This window comes from Thalassospira lucentensis, from assembly GCF_050516545.1.
In the GTDB taxonomy this organism is placed as follows: domain Bacteria; phylum Pseudomonadota; class Alphaproteobacteria; order Rhodospirillales; family Thalassospiraceae; genus Thalassospira; species Thalassospira lucentensis_C.
In genome coordinates, this window is record NZ_CP191544.1 from 2,748,789 (window position 1) to 2,765,255 (window position 16,467).

The following is a 16,467-nucleotide window of genomic DNA, read 5'->3' on the forward strand; positions in this document are numbered from 1 at the left end:
CCCGATTACATATTGCTCAGAGTCTGGACCAAGGTCGAGACGAGCGCTTCACGGTCAAACTTGGCGACATAGTCACTGAAACCGACCTGACGACCACGCTCGAAATCTTCTTCTTTGGTATGCGAGGACAGGGCAATAATTGGAACATCCCCCCACAGCTCGTCATTCTGCAACGCTTCAGCAAACTCAAAGCCGTTCATACCCGGCATTTCGATATCGCTGATAATTGCATCAAACAAAACGCCGCGGTTTTTCAATTCCAAGGCCTGCTCTGCCGTCTCAACCGCCGTAATACGGAACCCGGCAACAGACAACATCGGGGTCAGAAGGTTGCGGAAAAACGGGCTGTCATCAATCAACAGAACACGTTTTTTCTCGCCACCAGTATCCTCGGTGCCAAACCAATCGCTGAATGCCAGTTCAAGATAGTAACCAGCATCAATAAGATCGGTTGCCTTGCCGTCGATCACAGCAGAACCAACCAGACCATCCTGATCCGCTGTCAGTTCAACATTAAGAACGTCATCAACGATATCAACGATCTCATCAACAACAAGACCCATGGTCCGTTCGCGATCCTGGAAGACAAGAGTCGGCTGGCGACCTTCGGCTTTCATCTGGTAGCTGCCGTCGATAAAGACAAGCGGCATCAGTTTCCCACGGTACTGAACCAACGGACGCCCGTTTGAATGTTCAATGTCTCCGACTTCGATTTCTTCAAGACGCGCAACCAGTGCAAGTGGTACCGCACGCATTTCGCTGCCACCAGCCCGGAAGACCAGCATCGACGTCGTTTCGCGATCGCTGGCATCAGCCTTGGCTTTGCCTTCGACACCCTGTGAACCACCAACCGTGATTTCACCGGTACGGGTAGCAATGCCATTGGGATCAAGGATCATGATCACGCTACCATCGCCAAGGATGGTGTTGCCCGAGAACAGCGACAGGTCACGCAGGATCGGCGCGACCGGTTTAACAACGATTTCCTCGGTATCAAAGACGCGATCAACGATGATACCAAACGAATATGTCCCGACCTGGGCCACAACGATGAAGGCTTCTTCATCAACCCCGTCATCGGCTTCTTCTGTGGTATCAAGCCCCAGAATTTTCTTGAGCGTGACAAGCGGCAACAACCGGTTGCGCAGACGCAGGACCGGGGTGTCGTGAATACGTTCGATCGAATGTTCGGAATTGCTCGACGCACGGACAAGTTCCAGAACGCTGATCTGCGGGATTGCGAAACGTTCGCCACCACTTTCAACGATCAGGGCCGATACGATTGCCAAGGTCAGCGGAATTTTAATGATAAAGGTCGAACCACGGCCTTCGACCGATTTCAGCTCGACCGTACCGCCGATTTTTTCAATGTTGGTACGAACCACATCCATACCGACACCACGGCCAGAGACAGATGTAACTTTCTCAGCCGTCGAGAACCCGGCCTTAAAGATGAATTGCTGGATCTGCTGGTCGCCCATGCCTTCCAGTTCACCTTCGGTGGCCAGACCATTGGCAACGGCCTTGGCTTTGATCCGTTCAAGGTTCAGGCCACGGCCATCATCTGAAATCTCGATGATGATGTGACCGCCTTCATGATACGCATTGAGCGTGACCGTACCGGTTTCAGGCTTGCCAACTTCACGACGCCCCGGAATATCTTCCAGACCATGGTCGGCAGAGTTCCGCACCATGTGGGTCAGCGGATCCTTGATCAATTCAAGAACCTGACGATCCAGCTCGGTATCGGCACCGATCATTTGCAGATCGATTTTTTTGTTCATCTCAAGGGCAAGGTCGCGAACAATACGCGGCAGCTTCGCCCAAGCATTACCAATCGGTTGCATACGGGTCTTCATCACACCTTCCTGAAGGTCGGTGGTGATGTGCGACAGACGCTGCAACGGAACGGTAAATTCACTGTCATCCTTGCCGCGCACCATCTGCAGAAGCTGGTTACGGGTCAGGACAAGCTCGGAGACCAAAGTCATCAGGTTTTCAAGCAGCTCGACATTCACACGAATGGTCTGGGCTGCAACTGAACTTTCCTTGGCTTCGCCACGCGGTGCGTCGGCTTGCTGTTCGGCAGCCGGTTTTTTCGCCGGGGCAACTTCCTGTGACTTCGCAGCAGCAGGTGGTGCAGCAGCAGGTGCAGGAGCCTCTGGCTCCAAAACTTCCGGGTCAACTTCAGTCGCATCAAAGATGGCCTGCAACCGTTCGTCATCGGTCATCTCTGGCGCGTCATCCGCAGGTGCTTCTTCAACAGCTGCTGCCGGTGCCGCAGTCCCGCCTAATATCGTACCGGTATCGGCAAAATGGTTAAGACGCGCAATCAGATCGGCATCGTTGCCATCTGGCTCGGTTTCATTCTGCTCAAGCTCGCCCAGCAGATATTTAATTGTATCAATCGATTCGAGAACCAGCGTCACAGCGTCAGGTGTCACCACCAGTTCGCCGTCACGGATTTTCCCCAAAACGTTTTCACCAGCATGTGCGACAGCTTCAAGCCGCGGCAGGCCAAGGAAGCCACAGGTCCCTTTGATGGTGTGCACCAAACGGAAAATATTGGACAGAATGTCCGGATCATTCGGGTTCTGCTCAAGCTTCACCAGCTCAACGTCAAGCGTTGAAAGGCTTTCCGAAGTCTCAGTCAGAAATTCACTTAAAAGATCGTCCATATACCCCCTCCAAATCTCCAACAATTATACGCTTGCCGGAACTGGAACTCCCATTATGCGCAAACATGGCGAGAAACGTGCGCTACATCGGTTACTTACGTAGAAGTTATCACACCTTATTACCAGACCTACAGGTCAATTTTTTATCCATAGATCAATGCAATATTTCCTTCCTGTTGCAAGACAGAAAGCGCCCCACCCGTCCGATAGGCCAGATTTCGCACGAAAAACCCATGCACAGTGCGCGGATCAAGCACATCGGCAGAAACATCTTTTTCCAACACCGTCATTACTTCCGGGCGCAAAGCTGCGCGCTTACCTTCGGCAAGAACCGTCGTGCTACCGGAGTCGTGGGTAACCGTGATCCCCCCGCCAAATGGCAAAGCTTCACGGGCCAGCATGACCATGTTCAAGACGACTCGTCCATGCGCTGCATCAAACGGCAGGTTGGGCCAATCAAGGCTGACTTTCCCTTCTGCATCATATGTTTGGCGTGCCGCGGTTCGCATTGATTGCGTATCAACGCTGTTGCCTGCCCGGCCAAATGCCAGACGGAATAATTGTAGTCGACGGGCTGCTTCAAGGCCGCTTTTACGCATAAGCGCCAGCGCCTCGTCATCGGCAACCCCGTCTTCGCCCATAAGTTCCGCCCCGGCATTGACGGCCCCGACCGGACCGACAAGATCATGACAAATGCGCGAACTAATCAATTCGATCAGCGTCATTTCAAGGGCGATATCCTGAACCATTACGCGGGTTCTCCAAGGTCTTTCTATATTTCCTGCACTGCATTGCGTTCCCGAACACAATGCCCGATTTCCAAAACCCGCCCGACATCCTTGAAACAGATATCTTGCATGCATTACCGCACAAGGGCTGGCTTCAGATGGCTCAGATTGACCTTCATATGTTAAGAGCTTATTTAGCCAGCACGAAATTTAGAACTTTGATGCCCGGCAATTTTTGCCGCCCTGCCTGCAAAGGCAACGTCAATAAAGCCATATGACCTGATCAAATTTGTGCCTTTGGGCAGAACAACCTATATTAAGGGCGATACTTCGAACCCCAAGATACCAACACAGAGAACCCAATGGATTTTTTGCTGACCCCTGGCACCATCGTTCGCCATCCCAACCAGCCCGATTGGGGTTTAGGTCGCATTCAGGCTGTTGACGGGGATCGCATTGCCGTGAATTTCGAAGAAGTCGGCCGTCAGATCATCCGGCCACGCTATGTCGTGCTTGAAATTGTCGAAGCTGCCGTCGGCTACGAATAGCTTAAAGCCCGACACAACCAGACGGATCTGATGTACCCCGATGCCGCTTGGGGTCATATGGCCGGGTTTGGCATGTGTCTTCTGGCCCGCACAGGGTGCTGTGTCGTGACGGAGATGCTTGGCACACGAATTGCTGACATAAATTTGTTAATGAATTCGGCGTACGAATGAGACTCTATCAGGCACGATTTGATGTAGCTTTGACGTGCGCATCCGTCTAAGAAAAGGTCTGGAAACTCCATGATTGCAGCCATCAAACCACCACGTGACAGCTTTAAGCAGCGACATACTTCTGCTGCCTTTACGGTGCTGGAACAATTTTCCCAGGGGCTGATCCATTTCGCACGCAACAATGGCGGTTCGGTAAGCGAAGAACAAATTCTCAAGGCGCTGAACGGCCTGCGCGACAAGGAAGACTTGTTTGACGCGGCTTGGGCGGTGCTTGAAACCGATCTTGAATCCATCAAGGCACGCGAACATGCTGCCGTTCGCCATGACCCGTTTGGCCGTCTTCTGGTGTCGCGCTTTGACCATCTTCTGGAAGGCAACGAAGCAGGCAACATTCAGGATGGTGCACTGTCACGGACCATTTTGCAGCCCTTCTTCAAAGTCATCCGCATGATGGTCGGCATGGATATGCTTCAGGAAATCGACCGCGAAATTCACACCATCATCGAAGCCCATGCCGATGAAGATGACGAATTGCGCGATCCGATTGAATATTGGGATCATCTGGCCAAGGAACCGGCAGTCAAATCCTGCATCAACCTTGTCTTTGCGCGGATGGCCCTGCATTTCAAATCCTATGAGCATCGCAAGAAATGGCTGCTTCAGCTGGTCAACGACAATATGCCGATCAGCGACCCCATCTGGTCGTTCACCGAAGAACATTGCATTCGCTTGCTCGATGCCCTGTTTGGCGATGTCCGCGAGACGCTTGCGGTTCCTGAACATTCCGCCGAACTTGTTGCCAAGCTTGGCAGCGAAGATGTTGCAACCCTGCGCGAAGTCATCAAGGCAATTGATGCGGACAAGGCAAGACTGCCAAAATCCTAGGGCCACGCCCAAGCTCGCAGTTACCCATCGGTTACCCGTGATCCGATATTCCTAAAGCCGCACTTGTTTTATCACGTGCGGCTTTATGCGTTTTCACCTGACGGAAAGGTGAAGACCCGCGATGGAAACTAGCTGGTCAACACCCCGCCCATTGTGCAACAGTCACGGTATAGATTATTGCCCCGCGAACCCTAGGACGCTTAATTAAGCCAACGCCATGACCAAACCGCTGATCGATAAATATGGCCGCCATGTCTCATATCTGCGCGTTTCCGTAACGGACCGCTGCGATTTCCGCTGCACCTATTGCATGGCGGAAAACATGACCTTCCTGCCAAAATCCGAAGTTCTCACCCTTGAAGAACTCGATCAGCTCTGTACGGCCTTTATCACACGCGGTGTCCGCAAATTGCGCCTGACCGGCGGCGAACCGCTGGTGCGGCGTGGCATCATGGATTTGATTGCCGATCTGTCACGCCATCTTAAAACCGGTGCGCTTGATGAATTGACCATGACCACCAACGGCAGCCAGTTGGCGACTTATGCCGATGATCTGGCCCGGCTTGGGGTGAAGCGTCTTAACATATCGCTTGATAGTCTCGATTCTCAGAAATTCACTGAAATCACGCGGCGTGGCCGCCTTGAACAGGTTCTGGCCGGGCTTGAAGCCGCCAAACAGGCTGGCATTCAGATCAAGATCAATACCGTGGCCTTGCGCAATTTCAACGAAGATGAAATGTCCCGACTTGTTGCCTGGTGCGGCAAAGAAGGTTTCGATCTTTGCCTGATTGAAACCATGCCGCTGGGCGACATTGACGGCGACCGCACAGAACAATATTTGCCCCTGACCGTGGTGCGTGAACGGCTGGAAAAGGAATATACCCTGATCCCGTCCGAATACGTCACCCCCGGCCCGGCACGCTATACCACCGTTGCCGAAACTGGTGGGCGTCTCGGCTTCATCACGCCACTGACCCATAATTTCTGCGAAGGCTGCAACCGTGTGCGCGTGACCTGCACCGGAACGCTTTATATGTGCCTTGGTCAGGAAGACCATGTTGATCTGCGTGCCGCCCTGCGCACCGGCGATCCCCGCGCGCTTGATCAAATGCTTGATGCCGCCATGGAACTCAAACCCAAAGGCCATGACTTCGTCATCGACCGCAAAGGCCAGAAACCGGCCGTTGGTCGGCATATGAGCATGACCGGAGGTTAAACCTCGGTTAGCTCATCATTCCCCGACCAAACTCAGTAAATACATCGCAGCATTTAAGTTGGTTGCCCATATAGAATTGTACATGTTCAGGTGGCCTGCTGAACTGCGCTCTCAGGTCACTTTGGATCTGCTTACAATCCGCTGACGAGACTCCAAAGGACGACGAAAACACTCGAAGAGGTCTGTTCTGCATGCGAGTTCGCAGAAGTTCCATGTTTTGCTTGTGGAAGGCAAAACCTAAAAAAACAATGTTTACTGCTCTGCCAAATTCGTCATGAGCACTTTTCAGTAAACTCGGGTCTCTCACACTTTCTGTGTAAGTTTGAATGTTCTGCACAAGATCCAGAAGATTTTTATGCCCATAACTTCCATACGGGAGCCCCTTAGATTTATCCATCCATTGAAGAGGGGCGATCAAACCATAAGGATGAACAATTCTCAGTCCTTTCATAACATCAGCAGCTTCTTCAGCATCTATACGAAAATAGTTTTGTAATGAGAGAAACAAATAATGCTCGATTGTGCGGTCGTAGTTAAAAGTTACAATTGAAACATTTTCGAAAATAGAACCCACGTTTTCACGTGATACGCCATCACTTAGCCTCTGAAAGAAAAAGTCCAACCAGGTTCCTCTGACCTCATCAAATGGGCTCAATCGTTTGAAAGGATATTGAGGCTTGTAGTCAGTCTCAACGAATAGACTGCTCTTTTTCTCCGCCTCAATTATGGAACTCAAGATCGCGAGCTTTCCGCACGTGACGATTCTTTGATTATCTCGATGTGTATCTAAATAGGAATCGATAGAAACGGCTTGTTTGACTCCATCTCTCACGGCCCAAGATGCTTCAATCAATCTGCCGTATTCATCGGCTGGAGCGCTTTCTGCACAAAACTTGCGCAGCGCATTATCAATCGCTTTGTCACCGTTGGAGAGCGTCACTCCATCAGAATACAAAATATTTAGTTTCTCGGAGATGATATCTCGAAGCTGGAGCCCAACGGGCAAGTTGAACTCTTTACTTCCACCAGCCCCAATAACGAAGACAGTTTTTTTGTCAAACATCTCGGCCCCAAGTGAATTATTGCTGTAGTTTGGTTTTGTATTTCAATCCACCATAAGACACCGAAACACTCATTTCATTCAACCTTAAGGGATGCGAATAGCTGTCTAGGCAATCACAGATGCCAGAACTCGCCCTAAGCTTACAGTCAAAGCCACAAAAAAAGAAAGATTGGCGACATATTCGACAACCAGAACGTAAGCCCCGGCAACTGCACCCAGTTGCCGGAGAGTTCATCATCTATTTCAGCAAAAAGCGTATTTACGCCTCGGCTTGATCCCGCAACAGCAGATCAATCGAAAGCCCCGGTCCGGGTGTGCCATTGGTCAGGACCGGTTCGCAATGCTCGTTAATCCGGGCACCGATGCGTTGGCGAAATCCGGTGAAGCGTTTTGATGCCACCACATCGATGGCTTCATCAAGATGCACCTCGACCCGGAAAACCCCGCCAACCGGCGTTGTGGTCACACTGCGGATCAAACCCGTCACCGCATGGCCAAGATAGGAACCGGCAAAGCGTTTGCCGATACCAAGGTCCGATACATTGGTCGGGATATTGCGCCTTGCCATCGCAATGGCTGTGTTCCAGTCGCGATAACCGTGGCTTTGCGCCAGAAGTTCGAGACTGCCGGTATGTGATATCGCAACGTCACGGGCGGCCAAGGCTTTGCGCAGGCGTTTTGCCTGTGCCTTGAACTGTTCGGTCGCGTCGGTTTCGATATCCGCACGGCTGATGTTAAGCGTATTTGAAGTCATATTCGTCGTCTCCACGCAGGAGGCCGGGTGTCCGCATTGCCGGGCCGTATCCTGATCTGGAAACGGGTCCGATTGATGTTATCAGCGCCCCTTTACCCAAGGCATAAACCTTGCGGACGGCAGGTGTGCGCAACCTTGATTGCGTCATTAGAACAATATCGCGCGCAGGACAAGCATTGAAGATGATGATGCCGATGATTGCGCGGCCCATTGCACAGAAATTGACAGCCCCCGTAACAAGGTCATATACCAGTGAAAAGAGGTCTTATCGACGGCACGAAGATGCCAGCGATTAATTATAAGGAATAAACGCCATGGCCATGGAAGCCTACGAAATCGAAAACATGATCAAGGAAGCCCTGCCCGATGCACAAGTCCGCATCGAGGATTTGCGTGGCGATGGCGATCATTATGCTGCAATTGTTGTGTCTGAAGCCTTCCGCGGCAAAACCCGCGTGATCCAGCATCAGATGGTTTATTCCGCGCTGAAAGGCAAAATGGGCGGCGAACTCCACGCGCTTGCCCTGCAGACTTCTGCACCGGAATAACCCCCATAATATCGCGGTCCTGCGCACAGCCACCATTTTGCGCATCACCGAACATTCACGGGCGTCGGAGACAATTCGACGCCCGTTTGCGTAACGACCCGATTTAGCCCGGATGGCCCGAATTCCCCGCCCGGACACAGCCCCAATAACTGACCACGGCTCATCAATTATGTCATCACAGGAAAAACCGGCCCTTATCGGTGCCGGTCCGCTCGCCGGACTTGCCGCCTTTACCATCTGGGGCGTTTTTGGCCTGTATTTCAAACAGGTTTCCTTTGCCGAACCGCTTGAAATTTTGTCCCACCGGATCATCTGGTCGGCTGTCCTAACGCTGATTCTGGTATTTGCATTGGGCCGTCGCAAGCAGCTTTGGCTGCTGATCTCGTCTTCCCGAACGCTTGGCATGCTGTTTCTCAGCAGTCTTCTGGTCGCGGGAAACTGGATCATTTACATCTGGGCGGTCAATAGCGGCAACGCGCTTGAAGCAAGCCTTGGCTATTACATCATGCCATTGGTCATGTTGGTTTTGGGCCGGGCTTTCTTTGGTGAACAGTTAAACCGCATTCAGTTGCTTTCGGTTGCGATTTGTTCGGTCGGGGTGTTGAACCTGTTGGTGTTTTACGGCCATCTGCCATGGATCGCGCTCAGCCTTGCCACTTTGTTTGCCTTTTACGGTGTAATCCGCAAATTTGTGCCGGCTGATCCGATTGCCGGGCTTTTTGTGGAATGCGCGCTTCTGACCCCGGCGTCACTGGTTTATATGTTCTGGCTTCACAGTCACGGCGGATCGGCATTTGGCAATACGGGTATTGCAAACGATGCGCTTTTGATCGGGCTTGGGGTCTGTACGACCATCCCGCTTGTGCTGTTTGCCTTTGCCGCACGGAACATGAAATTTTCCGCCCTTGGCCTGATGCAATACCTTAACCCGACCTTGCAGTTCTTTATTGCTGTTCTGGTCTTTGGCGAAGCATTTACCTCTGCGCATATGGTGACATACGCCTTGGTATGGCTTGGCCTTGGGGTTTACAGTTGGGATAACCTGCGAACAGCCCGCCAAAATCGCGCCAAGAGTTGACAGAACTACAGGTTCCAGCCATATCTTCGGCCATAAAAGTTTAACCTGTATTTCTGCGGTAAAGAGATCACCGCCCAAGCCAAGGACAATCATTATGACCGACAATCCGGTATTCGAACGCATCCAGAAGGACATCACCGACAACGATATCGTGGTGTTCATGAAGGGAACCTCGATGTTCCCGCAGTGTGGTTTCTCTGCTGCTGTGGTTCAGGTCATGGCCGAACTTGGTGTTAAATTCAAAGACATCAACGTTCTGGTTGACCCGGCAATCCGCCAGGGCATCAAGGATTTCTCGAACTGGCCGACCATTCCGCAGCTTTATGTCAAAGGCGAGTTCCTTGGCGGCTGCGATATCGTGCGCGAGATGTTTGCATCAGGCGAACTTGCCCAGCACCTTAAAGACAAAGGCGTTGCAGTCGACGCCTAAGGCGCGACCAACCCGATTTAGAAACGCGCTGTGCATGAATGTGCCAGCGCGTTTTTTGTGTCTGGATATCGGTGAAATACGTCTTTTGCGTTCATTTCCCGATCTTCGCGAAACTATTTCTTGATGCTTGCCTCAGACTTCCCCATCTTTGTCCTATGCAGATTTTTTGCGCCATAGGGGAATGTATCGGGGATGAAACCAGCAATTAAAACAATGGCATGTCTTGCCATTTGGCTGTTTGCAGCATGCATCATGACGCCAGCAGCACCGGCCCACGCGCAATTGGCTGCGGTTGCCGCCATGACCGCATCAGGAAACGATGATCCTGCGGCTGCGGATACAGCAGCCTCGGCTGACGATGTTGTTGCCGATACATTTAGCTATTATGGTTTCCTTGATGAGGGCATTAATCGCACCAAGGCCCGCATAGAAATGACCCTTACGGGCCTTGAAGCGTTTCCTGCCGAGGTGGACGCAACCCTTGACTTCATGTCCTCAGACGTCGGTAAAACCGGCCTGATGCGGGTCATCCTGTTTACGGCGATTTTTGTTGCTGTTGGCATTATTGCCGAAATTGTCTATCGCCGGGTTGCTGCGCCGATGTGCGCCCATCTTGAAGCCCAGTCCCCGCAAAAATTCTCCTCCCGACTGAAACACATGCTGTTGCTGTGTGCGTTGTCACTGTTCTCGCTGGTGGTGTTTGCCATTGGCTCGGTCGGGACGTTCCTGATCTTTGATTGGCCGCCGATCATTAAAACGGCGATTATGTCGCTTCTAATGGCGTTCTTCGCCTTACGCGTTCTCATGATCGCGTTGCAATTCCTCTTCGCGCCAAAGGCCGAAGGATTGCGCATGATCAATGTTTCCCCTGATGCGGCCAATGCCCTGACTAAAAGCCTGACCTGGGCTGCGGGCATTTCACTGTTTTCCTTTGGGCTGGCAGGCGTGTTTAGTGCCGCACCAACCATGGTGCAGGGTGACATCATTCTGTTTGACCACGCGGTCGTCATTTCGGTCGTCGCATTTTGTGTCGCCGCCGTATGGCTTGGGCGGTTCTTTAGAACCCATCACGCTGGCGATATGGTGGAAACCATTGCCCTGCCAACATCGATTTCCCGCCTGTGGCCGATCATTGTCTGCACATGGCTTGTCCTGCTGGGCGGGGTGGCAATCATTGGTGCCGAACGTTTGTTAAAGGCACTTCTGGCCATTGGTGTGGCCTGTTTGTTTGATGTGATTTGCCGTAACATCATCGAAGCACAGCACCGCAAAAAGGCCGAAATCGCCGAACAGAAGGCCGCCGAACAAAATGCCGCAGCGCAGGCAGCCGCCGCTGAATCTGACGACGTTTATGAACCGGTAAAACCCAAACTCCCGGTCTTTACCAAGGTCCTTAAACGCGGTGTGCGTCTTCTGTCACTTGTGTTTGTTTTGGCAAGCATGTGGCGCATCTGGGGATTTGATCGCCTTGCCCTGGCCGAAGATGCCGGGATCATTGCGCGGATCATTGATTCATCGACCGAAATCATCATGATCCTGTTGATCGCCGATTTGATCTGGTCGCTGATCAAGGCGTTCCTTGATGAACGCATGGATGCCACCAGTCAGGGCAATGCCGGTGACGAAGGCGGCGGTTCCGGCCTGTCGCGGATTGAAACGCTGTTACCGCTTCTTAAAAACTTCTCCTTGACCGTGATTGTCATCATGGTTGCCATGGTCACCCTGTCTTCCCTTGGCGTTGATATCGGCCCGCTGATTGCTGGTGCCGGTGTTGTTGGCTTGGCCCTTGGCTTTGGCAGTCAGGCATTGGTACGTGACGTTGTCGCCGGTGTTTTCTTCCTGCTTGATGACGCCTTCCGCATCGGCGAATATATCGAAGTTGAAAACCTGCGCGGTCGGGTTGAAAACATCTCGATCCGGTCAATGCAGTTGCGCCATCACCGTGGCCCGCTTCAAACGGTGCCCTTTGGCGAAATCAAATCCATCGTCAATCACAGCCGCGACTGGGTCATTCTTAAACTGGAATTCCGTGTTCCGTTTGACACCGATGTTAACAAAATCAAAAAGCTGATCAAAAAGCTGTCTGCTGATTTGCTCAATGATCCGCTGATCGGCGATAGCTTCATCGAACCGCTGAAATCGCAGGGCGTGCGCCGGATGGAAGAATTCAACATGGTGATCGGGCTAAAATTCACCTCCAAACCGGGCGAACAATTCACCATCCGTAAAACCGTCTATCAAAGCGTTCTGGCGATGTTCAAGGAAAACGGCATCCAGATGGCATCGCGCAACGTCAAGGTCGACGTACCAGCAGACGCAACGCCCGAACAAAAACAGGAAGCGGTGGCCGCAGCAGCCCAACAGGCGTCCGAGCAACTCAATCAGCCAAAATAACCTGCCAAGCTGGCTTGAGCGACCTAGACCAACCGCAAAACCCCCATGCATCACATCGCATCGGGGGTTTTGATTTGTTCAGCCTGTGGGGATTGATGACCTGCTAACGCGACGCTGCCATGATGGCGCTGCCGCCGAAGATTACCCCACCACACGCCATGCTGTGCCTCAGGCGCAATTGCTGCATTCCCGACTGGGTCAAATCTGGCATCCGGACAAACAAAAACGCCCGCTGTTTCCAGCGGGCGTCTTGTATGGATCGTCGCGAAATCCGAAAGCGGATTAACGCGAGTAGAATTCCACAACCAGGTTCGGCTGCATAACAACCGGGTAAGGAATTTCTGCGAATTTCGGTACGCGAACGAAGGTGCCTTTGAAGGCCTTCGCGTCAACGTCGAGATATTCCGGAACATCGCGTTCGTTCAGGTTGGCAGCTTCCATAACCATTGGCACTTCGCGCGAAGCCGGTTTGACTTCAACAACGTCGCCTTCTTTAACGAGGAAAGAAGGAATGGTAACTTTCTTGCCATTGACAAGAATGTGGCCGTGGTTAACGAACTGACGCGCTGCGAAAACGGTCGGAACGAATTTCATGCGGTAGATAACGGCATCGAGACGGGTCTCGAGAATACCAACCAGCGTTTCAGAAGTATCGCCCGGACGGCGCTGTGCTTCTTTGTAATAACGCAGGAACTGTTTCTCGGAGATGGAACCGTAGTAGCCTTTAAGCTGCTGTTTAGCGAACAGCTGGGTACCATAATCGGTCGGCTTTTTACGGCGGGTCGCGCCGTGCATGCCCGGTGCATATTCGCGCTTGTTCAGCGGCGATTTTGCACGGCCCCAAAGGTTCACACCAAGGCGGCGGTCAATCTTATGCTTTGCAGCAATACGTTTCGACATTTTGTAACTCTCTTTTTTAAAATCGCTTTATTGTCCCGATAGTTTCCAAACACCCAAAAACCGGACATAAGGAACGGGGACGAAAACACCTGTTTCGACCCGCTTTCTCGGAAGTGAGGCGCAATATAGAGATGATTGATCAAGAGTCAAACATTAATCGCCCGCCAATGTCTGCATGCAAGCCCTGCATTTCTGCCACTCTCATGCCCATGCTTACCCCAGACTTCCAGAGCCATCCGACATTTCAAGCCTTCCGGCTTCAAAACCCGTATCGGCTGAACAGATAACCTTTTGGAAGTTACCGGGTTTAAGTCCGATCAATCCTTGGGTTTGTATTTCCCACCGCGCATCGCAACAATCATCCCGCGGAGCGTCTGGACTTCCTGATGGGTCAGGTTGGACCGGTTAAAGATATTACGGATATTGCGGGCCATGTTCGGGCGTTTGGCTGCCACCCGGTAAAAACCGGATGCATCAAGTTCGGCTTCAAGATGCTCGAACAGGCGTTCCATGTCTTCTTTCCGTGCCGGAAAAGTATCGTTCATCAACATCTGATAATCGGGCACATCCACACCGGCCTGCCACCATTCATAGCCGATCAGAAGAACCGCCTGTGCCAGATTAAGCGATGTAAAACCGGGATTAAGCGGCACGGTCACTACCGCATCGCCCATGGCAATATGTTCGTTGCGAACGCCCGTGCGTTCTGGCCCAAACATCACGCCAACCTTCTCACCCTTGGCAACGACACTGCGCATTTCGGGTGCAAGGCCCTTGGGTGTAAAAACCGGCTTGATCGCATCGCGGGTGCGTGCGGTTGTGATGTAAAGCCGGTTTAAATCCGCAACCGCCTCTTCGTCGCTTTCAAACACCTTGGCATTATCAATGACAATATCGGCACCGGCCGCATTTGCAGTTGCCCGTTCATTGGGCCAACCATCGCGCGGGCGGACAAGACGCAGATCAACCAAGCCGCAATTAAGCATCGCACGCGCGGCCTTACCGATATTCTCGCCAAGCTGCGGTTCAATCAGAATGATCACTGGTGGATTGGCAACACCCCCGGTTTCGGGGCGTGCTGCGCCGATGGCATCGCTCATCGCGTGGTTTCTCCGGTCGTCAAATAAGATGTGTTTACAGGCATGCCCGCCAATATTGGCGCTTCTTTAGCAAAAGCCAACCGTTCACGCCAGCTTCCTTGTCCCATAACCATCGTGCGACCAAGACCATCAAAGCAAAACGACCAGACAGTCCCCCATCTGGTCGCTTGTATCTCATAGGCAATCCGTGCCGCTTATCCGTGCTGGCTGCCGACACCGGATTTGAACAGTTTATAGGTGATGGAATCACGAAGCGCGTTATAGGACGCTTCGATAATGTTGGTTGAAACGCCAACCGTTGACCAGTTATTGCCTTCGTTATCGCGGCTTTCGATCATAACCCGGGTCACGGCACGTGTACCATCGCCACGGGTTATGATGCGGACCTTATAGTCAATCAGTTCGATCTGTTCGACCGCCTCGCGGTATTCCGGCACAGTGACCAAAACCTTGCGCAAGGCGGCATCAAGGGCGTTGACCGGACCGTTACCCTCAGCAACCGACATAAACTGATCATCGCCGACAATGACCTTTACGGTGGCTTCCGACATGGTGATGACCTGTTCGTCCTGTTCATCCACCCAGCGACGTTCATCAATCACGCGGAACGATGTCACACGGAAATAGCGATCAAGTTCGCCCAGTGCCTTGCGCGCCAAAAGCTCAAAACTGGCTTCGGCACCGTCATAGGCATAACCATCAAACTCACGCTGTTTAACCGCATCGACCAATTTGCCAACCGCATCGGATTTCGGATCAACCTCAACCCCTATTTCGCGGAACCGTGCAAGGATGTTGGACCGTCCTGCCTGATCGGAAACAAGAATATGGCGCTGATTGCCCACCAGTTCAGGTTCGATATGCTCATAGCAGGCAGGGTTCTTTTCGACCGCCGACACATGCAATCCGCCCTTATGGGCAAATGCGCTATCGCCAACATAGGCTGCCTGACGCAATGGTTCGCGGTTCAGACGTTCGTCCAGAACATGCGAAATACGGCGCAGATGTAAAAGCTGTTCTTTGGAGATGCCAACATCATATCCCATCTTGATCATTAAGGTCGGGATGATCGAAATCAGGTTGGCATTGCCGCAACGCTCGCCCAGACCATTTAACGTACCCTGGACTTGCCGCGCACCGGCACGGACGGCCGCAAGCGAGTTGGCAACGGCGTTTTCCGTATCATTGTGGCAATGGATACCAACATGGGTTCCGGGGATCAGGCTGCAAACATCGGTGACGATGTCAAAAATCTCGTCGGGCAGTGTGCCGCCATTGGTGTCACACAAAACCACCCAACGCGCGCCGGCATCATAGGCCGATTTGATCGCGGATAATGCATAGTCACGGTTGGCTTTGTAGCCATCAAAGAAATGTTCGGCATCAAACATCACTTCGGAAACTTTGGTTCCAAGATGTGCGATGGATTCAGAAATCATCGCCAGATTTTCATCAAGCTCGATCCCGAGTGCCTCGGTCACCTGAAAATCCCAGCTTTTCCCAACCATGCAGACAATCGGCGCATTCTGCGCAAGACTGGCAAGCCCCGGATCGTTCGAGGCAGATCGCCCGGTACGGCGCGTCATGCCAAATGCGGTCAGTTTGGAATTTTTCAGTTTGGGCGGATTGGCAAAGAATGCATCATCGGTTGGATTGGCCCCCGGCCACCCGCCTTCAATATAGTCAATCGACAGTTCGTCCAGCGCCTTGGCAATCGCGGTTTTGTCCGCGGCCGAAAAATCCACGCCCTGGGTCTGCTGCCCATCGCGTAAGGTACTGTCATAGAGATAGACGCGCTTGTCTGACATTATTCATTCCAACTGATCGATCGTCTGGTGCAACCGGCATGTTCCGGTCGCTGCGGGTCTGGCAAATTGCCGTAAAAGTACCCATAGCGCAACAGCATTACGTAAATTGGTTCAATCGCGCTTTTTTCACTCCTACCCCCTCCTTTCCCAATCTTTAGGATAGCTA

General features: G+C 52.3%; 14 protein-coding genes. 7 read left to right on the forward strand and 7 right to left on the reverse strand.

The genetic code is table 11. The annotated features are described in order from the left end of the window. Nucleotides 1-5: 5 nt before the first annotated feature. Complete coding sequence (locus tag ACQ0MK_RS12740; protein ID WP_430472931.1) at nt 6-2,678, reverse strand: hybrid sensor histidine kinase/response regulator; 2,673 nt, start codon at nt 2,676-2,678, stop codon at nt 6-8. A gap of 143 nt (nt 2,679-2,821) precedes the next feature. Next, nucleotides 2,822-3,427 carry a histidine phosphotransferase family protein gene (locus ACQ0MK_RS12745; protein WP_430472932.1) on the reverse strand — a complete coding sequence of 202 codons (606 nt, stop codon included), beginning with the start codon at nt 3,425-3,427 and terminating at the stop codon, nt 2,822-2,824. Between the two features lie 341 nt (nt 3,428-3,768). Here ACQ0MK_RS12745 and ACQ0MK_RS12750 point away from each other — a divergent pair, with 341 nt between their 5' ends. The 3 genes from ACQ0MK_RS12750 (at nt 3,769) to moaA (ending at nt 6,226) form a co-directional block, all read left to right on the forward strand. Further along, entirely contained in the window at nt 3,769-3,954 is a 186-nt protein-coding gene (locus tag ACQ0MK_RS12750) for a DUF3553 domain-containing protein (protein WP_350042897.1), read from the forward strand. A 240-nt stretch (nt 3,955-4,194) separates the two neighbouring features. Next, nucleotides 4,195-5,010 carry a hypothetical protein gene (locus ACQ0MK_RS12755; protein ID WP_350042896.1) on the forward strand — a complete coding sequence of 272 codons (816 nt, stop codon included), beginning with the start codon at nt 4,195-4,197 and terminating at the stop codon, nt 5,008-5,010. Between the two features lie 217 nt (nt 5,011-5,227). After that, on the forward strand, nt 5,228-6,226 hold the full coding sequence (gene moaA / locus ACQ0MK_RS12760) for a GTP 3',8-cyclase MoaA (protein ID WP_350042895.1): 999 nt from the start codon (nt 5,228-5,230) through the stop codon (nt 6,224-6,226). Nucleotides 6,227-6,233: 7 nt separating this feature from the next. On the opposite strand, the gene ACQ0MK_RS12765 is transcribed toward moaA, so the two are convergent. Both ACQ0MK_RS12765 and ACQ0MK_RS12770 read right to left on the reverse strand, forming a co-directional pair. Then, on the reverse strand, nt 6,234-7,289 hold the full coding sequence (locus tag ACQ0MK_RS12765; protein ID WP_430472933.1) for a hypothetical protein: 1,056 nt from the start codon (nt 7,287-7,289) through the stop codon (nt 6,234-6,236). 259 nt (nt 7,290-7,548) lie between these two features. Beyond that, a complete protein-coding gene (locus tag ACQ0MK_RS12770; RefSeq protein WP_430472934.1) occupies nt 7,549-8,043 on the reverse strand; it encodes a glyoxalase superfamily protein in 495 nt (164 codons plus the stop codon). Nucleotides 8,044-8,357: 314 nt separating this feature from the next. Here ACQ0MK_RS12770 and ACQ0MK_RS12775 point away from each other — a divergent pair, with 314 nt between their 5' ends. The 4 genes from ACQ0MK_RS12775 to ACQ0MK_RS12790 all read left to right on the forward strand — a co-directional run bounded on the left by ACQ0MK_RS12775 (nt 8,358) and on the right by ACQ0MK_RS12790 (nt 12,493). Further along, nucleotides 8,358-8,591 carry a BolA family protein gene (locus ACQ0MK_RS12775; protein ID WP_350048017.1) on the forward strand — a complete coding sequence of 78 codons (234 nt, stop codon included), beginning with the start codon at nt 8,358-8,360 and terminating at the stop codon, nt 8,589-8,591. A gap of 169 nt (nt 8,592-8,760) precedes the next feature. Next, nucleotides 8,761-9,669: an EamA family transporter RarD gene (gene rarD / locus ACQ0MK_RS12780; protein WP_350048015.1), complete on the forward strand. Its 909-nt coding sequence runs from the start codon at nt 8,761-8,763 to the stop codon at nt 9,667-9,669. Nucleotides 9,670-9,763: 94 nt separating this feature from the next. After that, a complete protein-coding gene (gene grxD / locus ACQ0MK_RS12785) occupies nt 9,764-10,099 on the forward strand; it encodes a Grx4 family monothiol glutaredoxin (RefSeq protein ID WP_430472935.1) in 336 nt (111 codons plus the stop codon). Nucleotides 10,100-10,291: 192 nt separating this feature from the next. Then, a complete protein-coding gene (locus ACQ0MK_RS12790; protein WP_430472936.1) occupies nt 10,292-12,493 on the forward strand; it encodes a mechanosensitive ion channel family protein in 2,202 nt (733 codons plus the stop codon). 282 nt (nt 12,494-12,775) lie between these two features. Here ACQ0MK_RS12790 and rpsD read toward each other — a convergent pair whose 3' ends face one another. The 3 genes from rpsD to cimA all read right to left on the reverse strand — a co-directional run bounded on the left by rpsD (nt 12,776) and on the right by cimA (nt 16,301). Beyond that, a complete protein-coding gene (rpsD, locus tag ACQ0MK_RS12795) occupies nt 12,776-13,393 on the reverse strand; it encodes a 30S ribosomal protein S4 (RefSeq protein ID WP_350042498.1) in 618 nt (205 codons plus the stop codon). Nucleotides 13,394-13,710: 317 nt separating this feature from the next. Beyond that, nucleotides 13,711-14,493 carry an RNA methyltransferase gene (locus ACQ0MK_RS12800; protein WP_350042496.1) on the reverse strand — a complete coding sequence of 261 codons (783 nt, stop codon included), beginning with the start codon at nt 14,491-14,493 and terminating at the stop codon, nt 13,711-13,713. A gap of 194 nt (nt 14,494-14,687) precedes the next feature. Beyond that, nucleotides 14,688-16,301 carry a citramalate synthase gene (gene cimA, locus ACQ0MK_RS12805; RefSeq protein ID WP_430472937.1) on the reverse strand — a complete coding sequence of 538 codons (1,614 nt, stop codon included), beginning with the start codon at nt 16,299-16,301 and terminating at the stop codon, nt 14,688-14,690. Between the last annotated feature and the right edge of the window lie 166 nt (nt 16,302-16,467).

Coding starts and splice junctions, on each gene's coding strand:
- ACQ0MK_RS12740 (WP_430472931.1), bottom strand. CDS start 2,678: ATGGACGATCTTTTAAGTGAATTTCTGACTGAGACTTCGGAAAGCCTT.
- ACQ0MK_RS12745 (WP_430472932.1), bottom strand. CDS start 3,427: ATGGTTCAGGATATCGCCCTTGAAATGACGCTGATCGAATTGATTAGT.
- ACQ0MK_RS12750 (WP_350042897.1), top strand. CDS start 3,769: ATGGATTTTTTGCTGACCCCTGGCACCATCGTTCGCCATCCCAACCAG.
- ACQ0MK_RS12755 (WP_350042896.1), top strand. CDS start 4,195: ATGATTGCAGCCATCAAACCACCACGTGACAGCTTTAAGCAGCGACAT.
- moaA (WP_350042895.1), top strand. CDS start 5,228: ATGACCAAACCGCTGATCGATAAATATGGCCGCCATGTCTCATATCTG.
- ACQ0MK_RS12765 (WP_430472933.1), bottom strand. CDS start 7,289: ATGTTTGACAAAAAAACTGTCTTCGTTATTGGGGCTGGTGGAAGTAAA.
- ACQ0MK_RS12770 (WP_430472934.1), bottom strand. CDS start 8,043: ATGACTTCAAATACGCTTAACATCAGCCGTGCGGATATCGAAACCGAC.
- ACQ0MK_RS12775 (WP_350048017.1), top strand. CDS start 8,358: ATGGCCATGGAAGCCTACGAAATCGAAAACATGATCAAGGAAGCCCTG.
- rarD (WP_350048015.1), top strand. CDS start 8,761: ATGTCATCACAGGAAAAACCGGCCCTTATCGGTGCCGGTCCGCTCGCC.
- grxD (WP_430472935.1), top strand. CDS start 9,764: ATGACCGACAATCCGGTATTCGAACGCATCCAGAAGGACATCACCGAC.
- ACQ0MK_RS12790 (WP_430472936.1), top strand. CDS start 10,292: ATGAAACCAGCAATTAAAACAATGGCATGTCTTGCCATTTGGCTGTTT.
- rpsD (WP_350042498.1), bottom strand. CDS start 13,393: ATGTCGAAACGTATTGCTGCAAAGCATAAGATTGACCGCCGCCTTGGT.
- ACQ0MK_RS12800 (WP_350042496.1), bottom strand. CDS start 14,493: ATGAGCGATGCCATCGGCGCAGCACGCCCCGAAACCGGGGGTGTTGCC.
- cimA (WP_430472937.1), bottom strand. CDS start 16,301: ATGTCAGACAAGCGCGTCTATCTCTATGACAGTACCTTACGCGATGGG.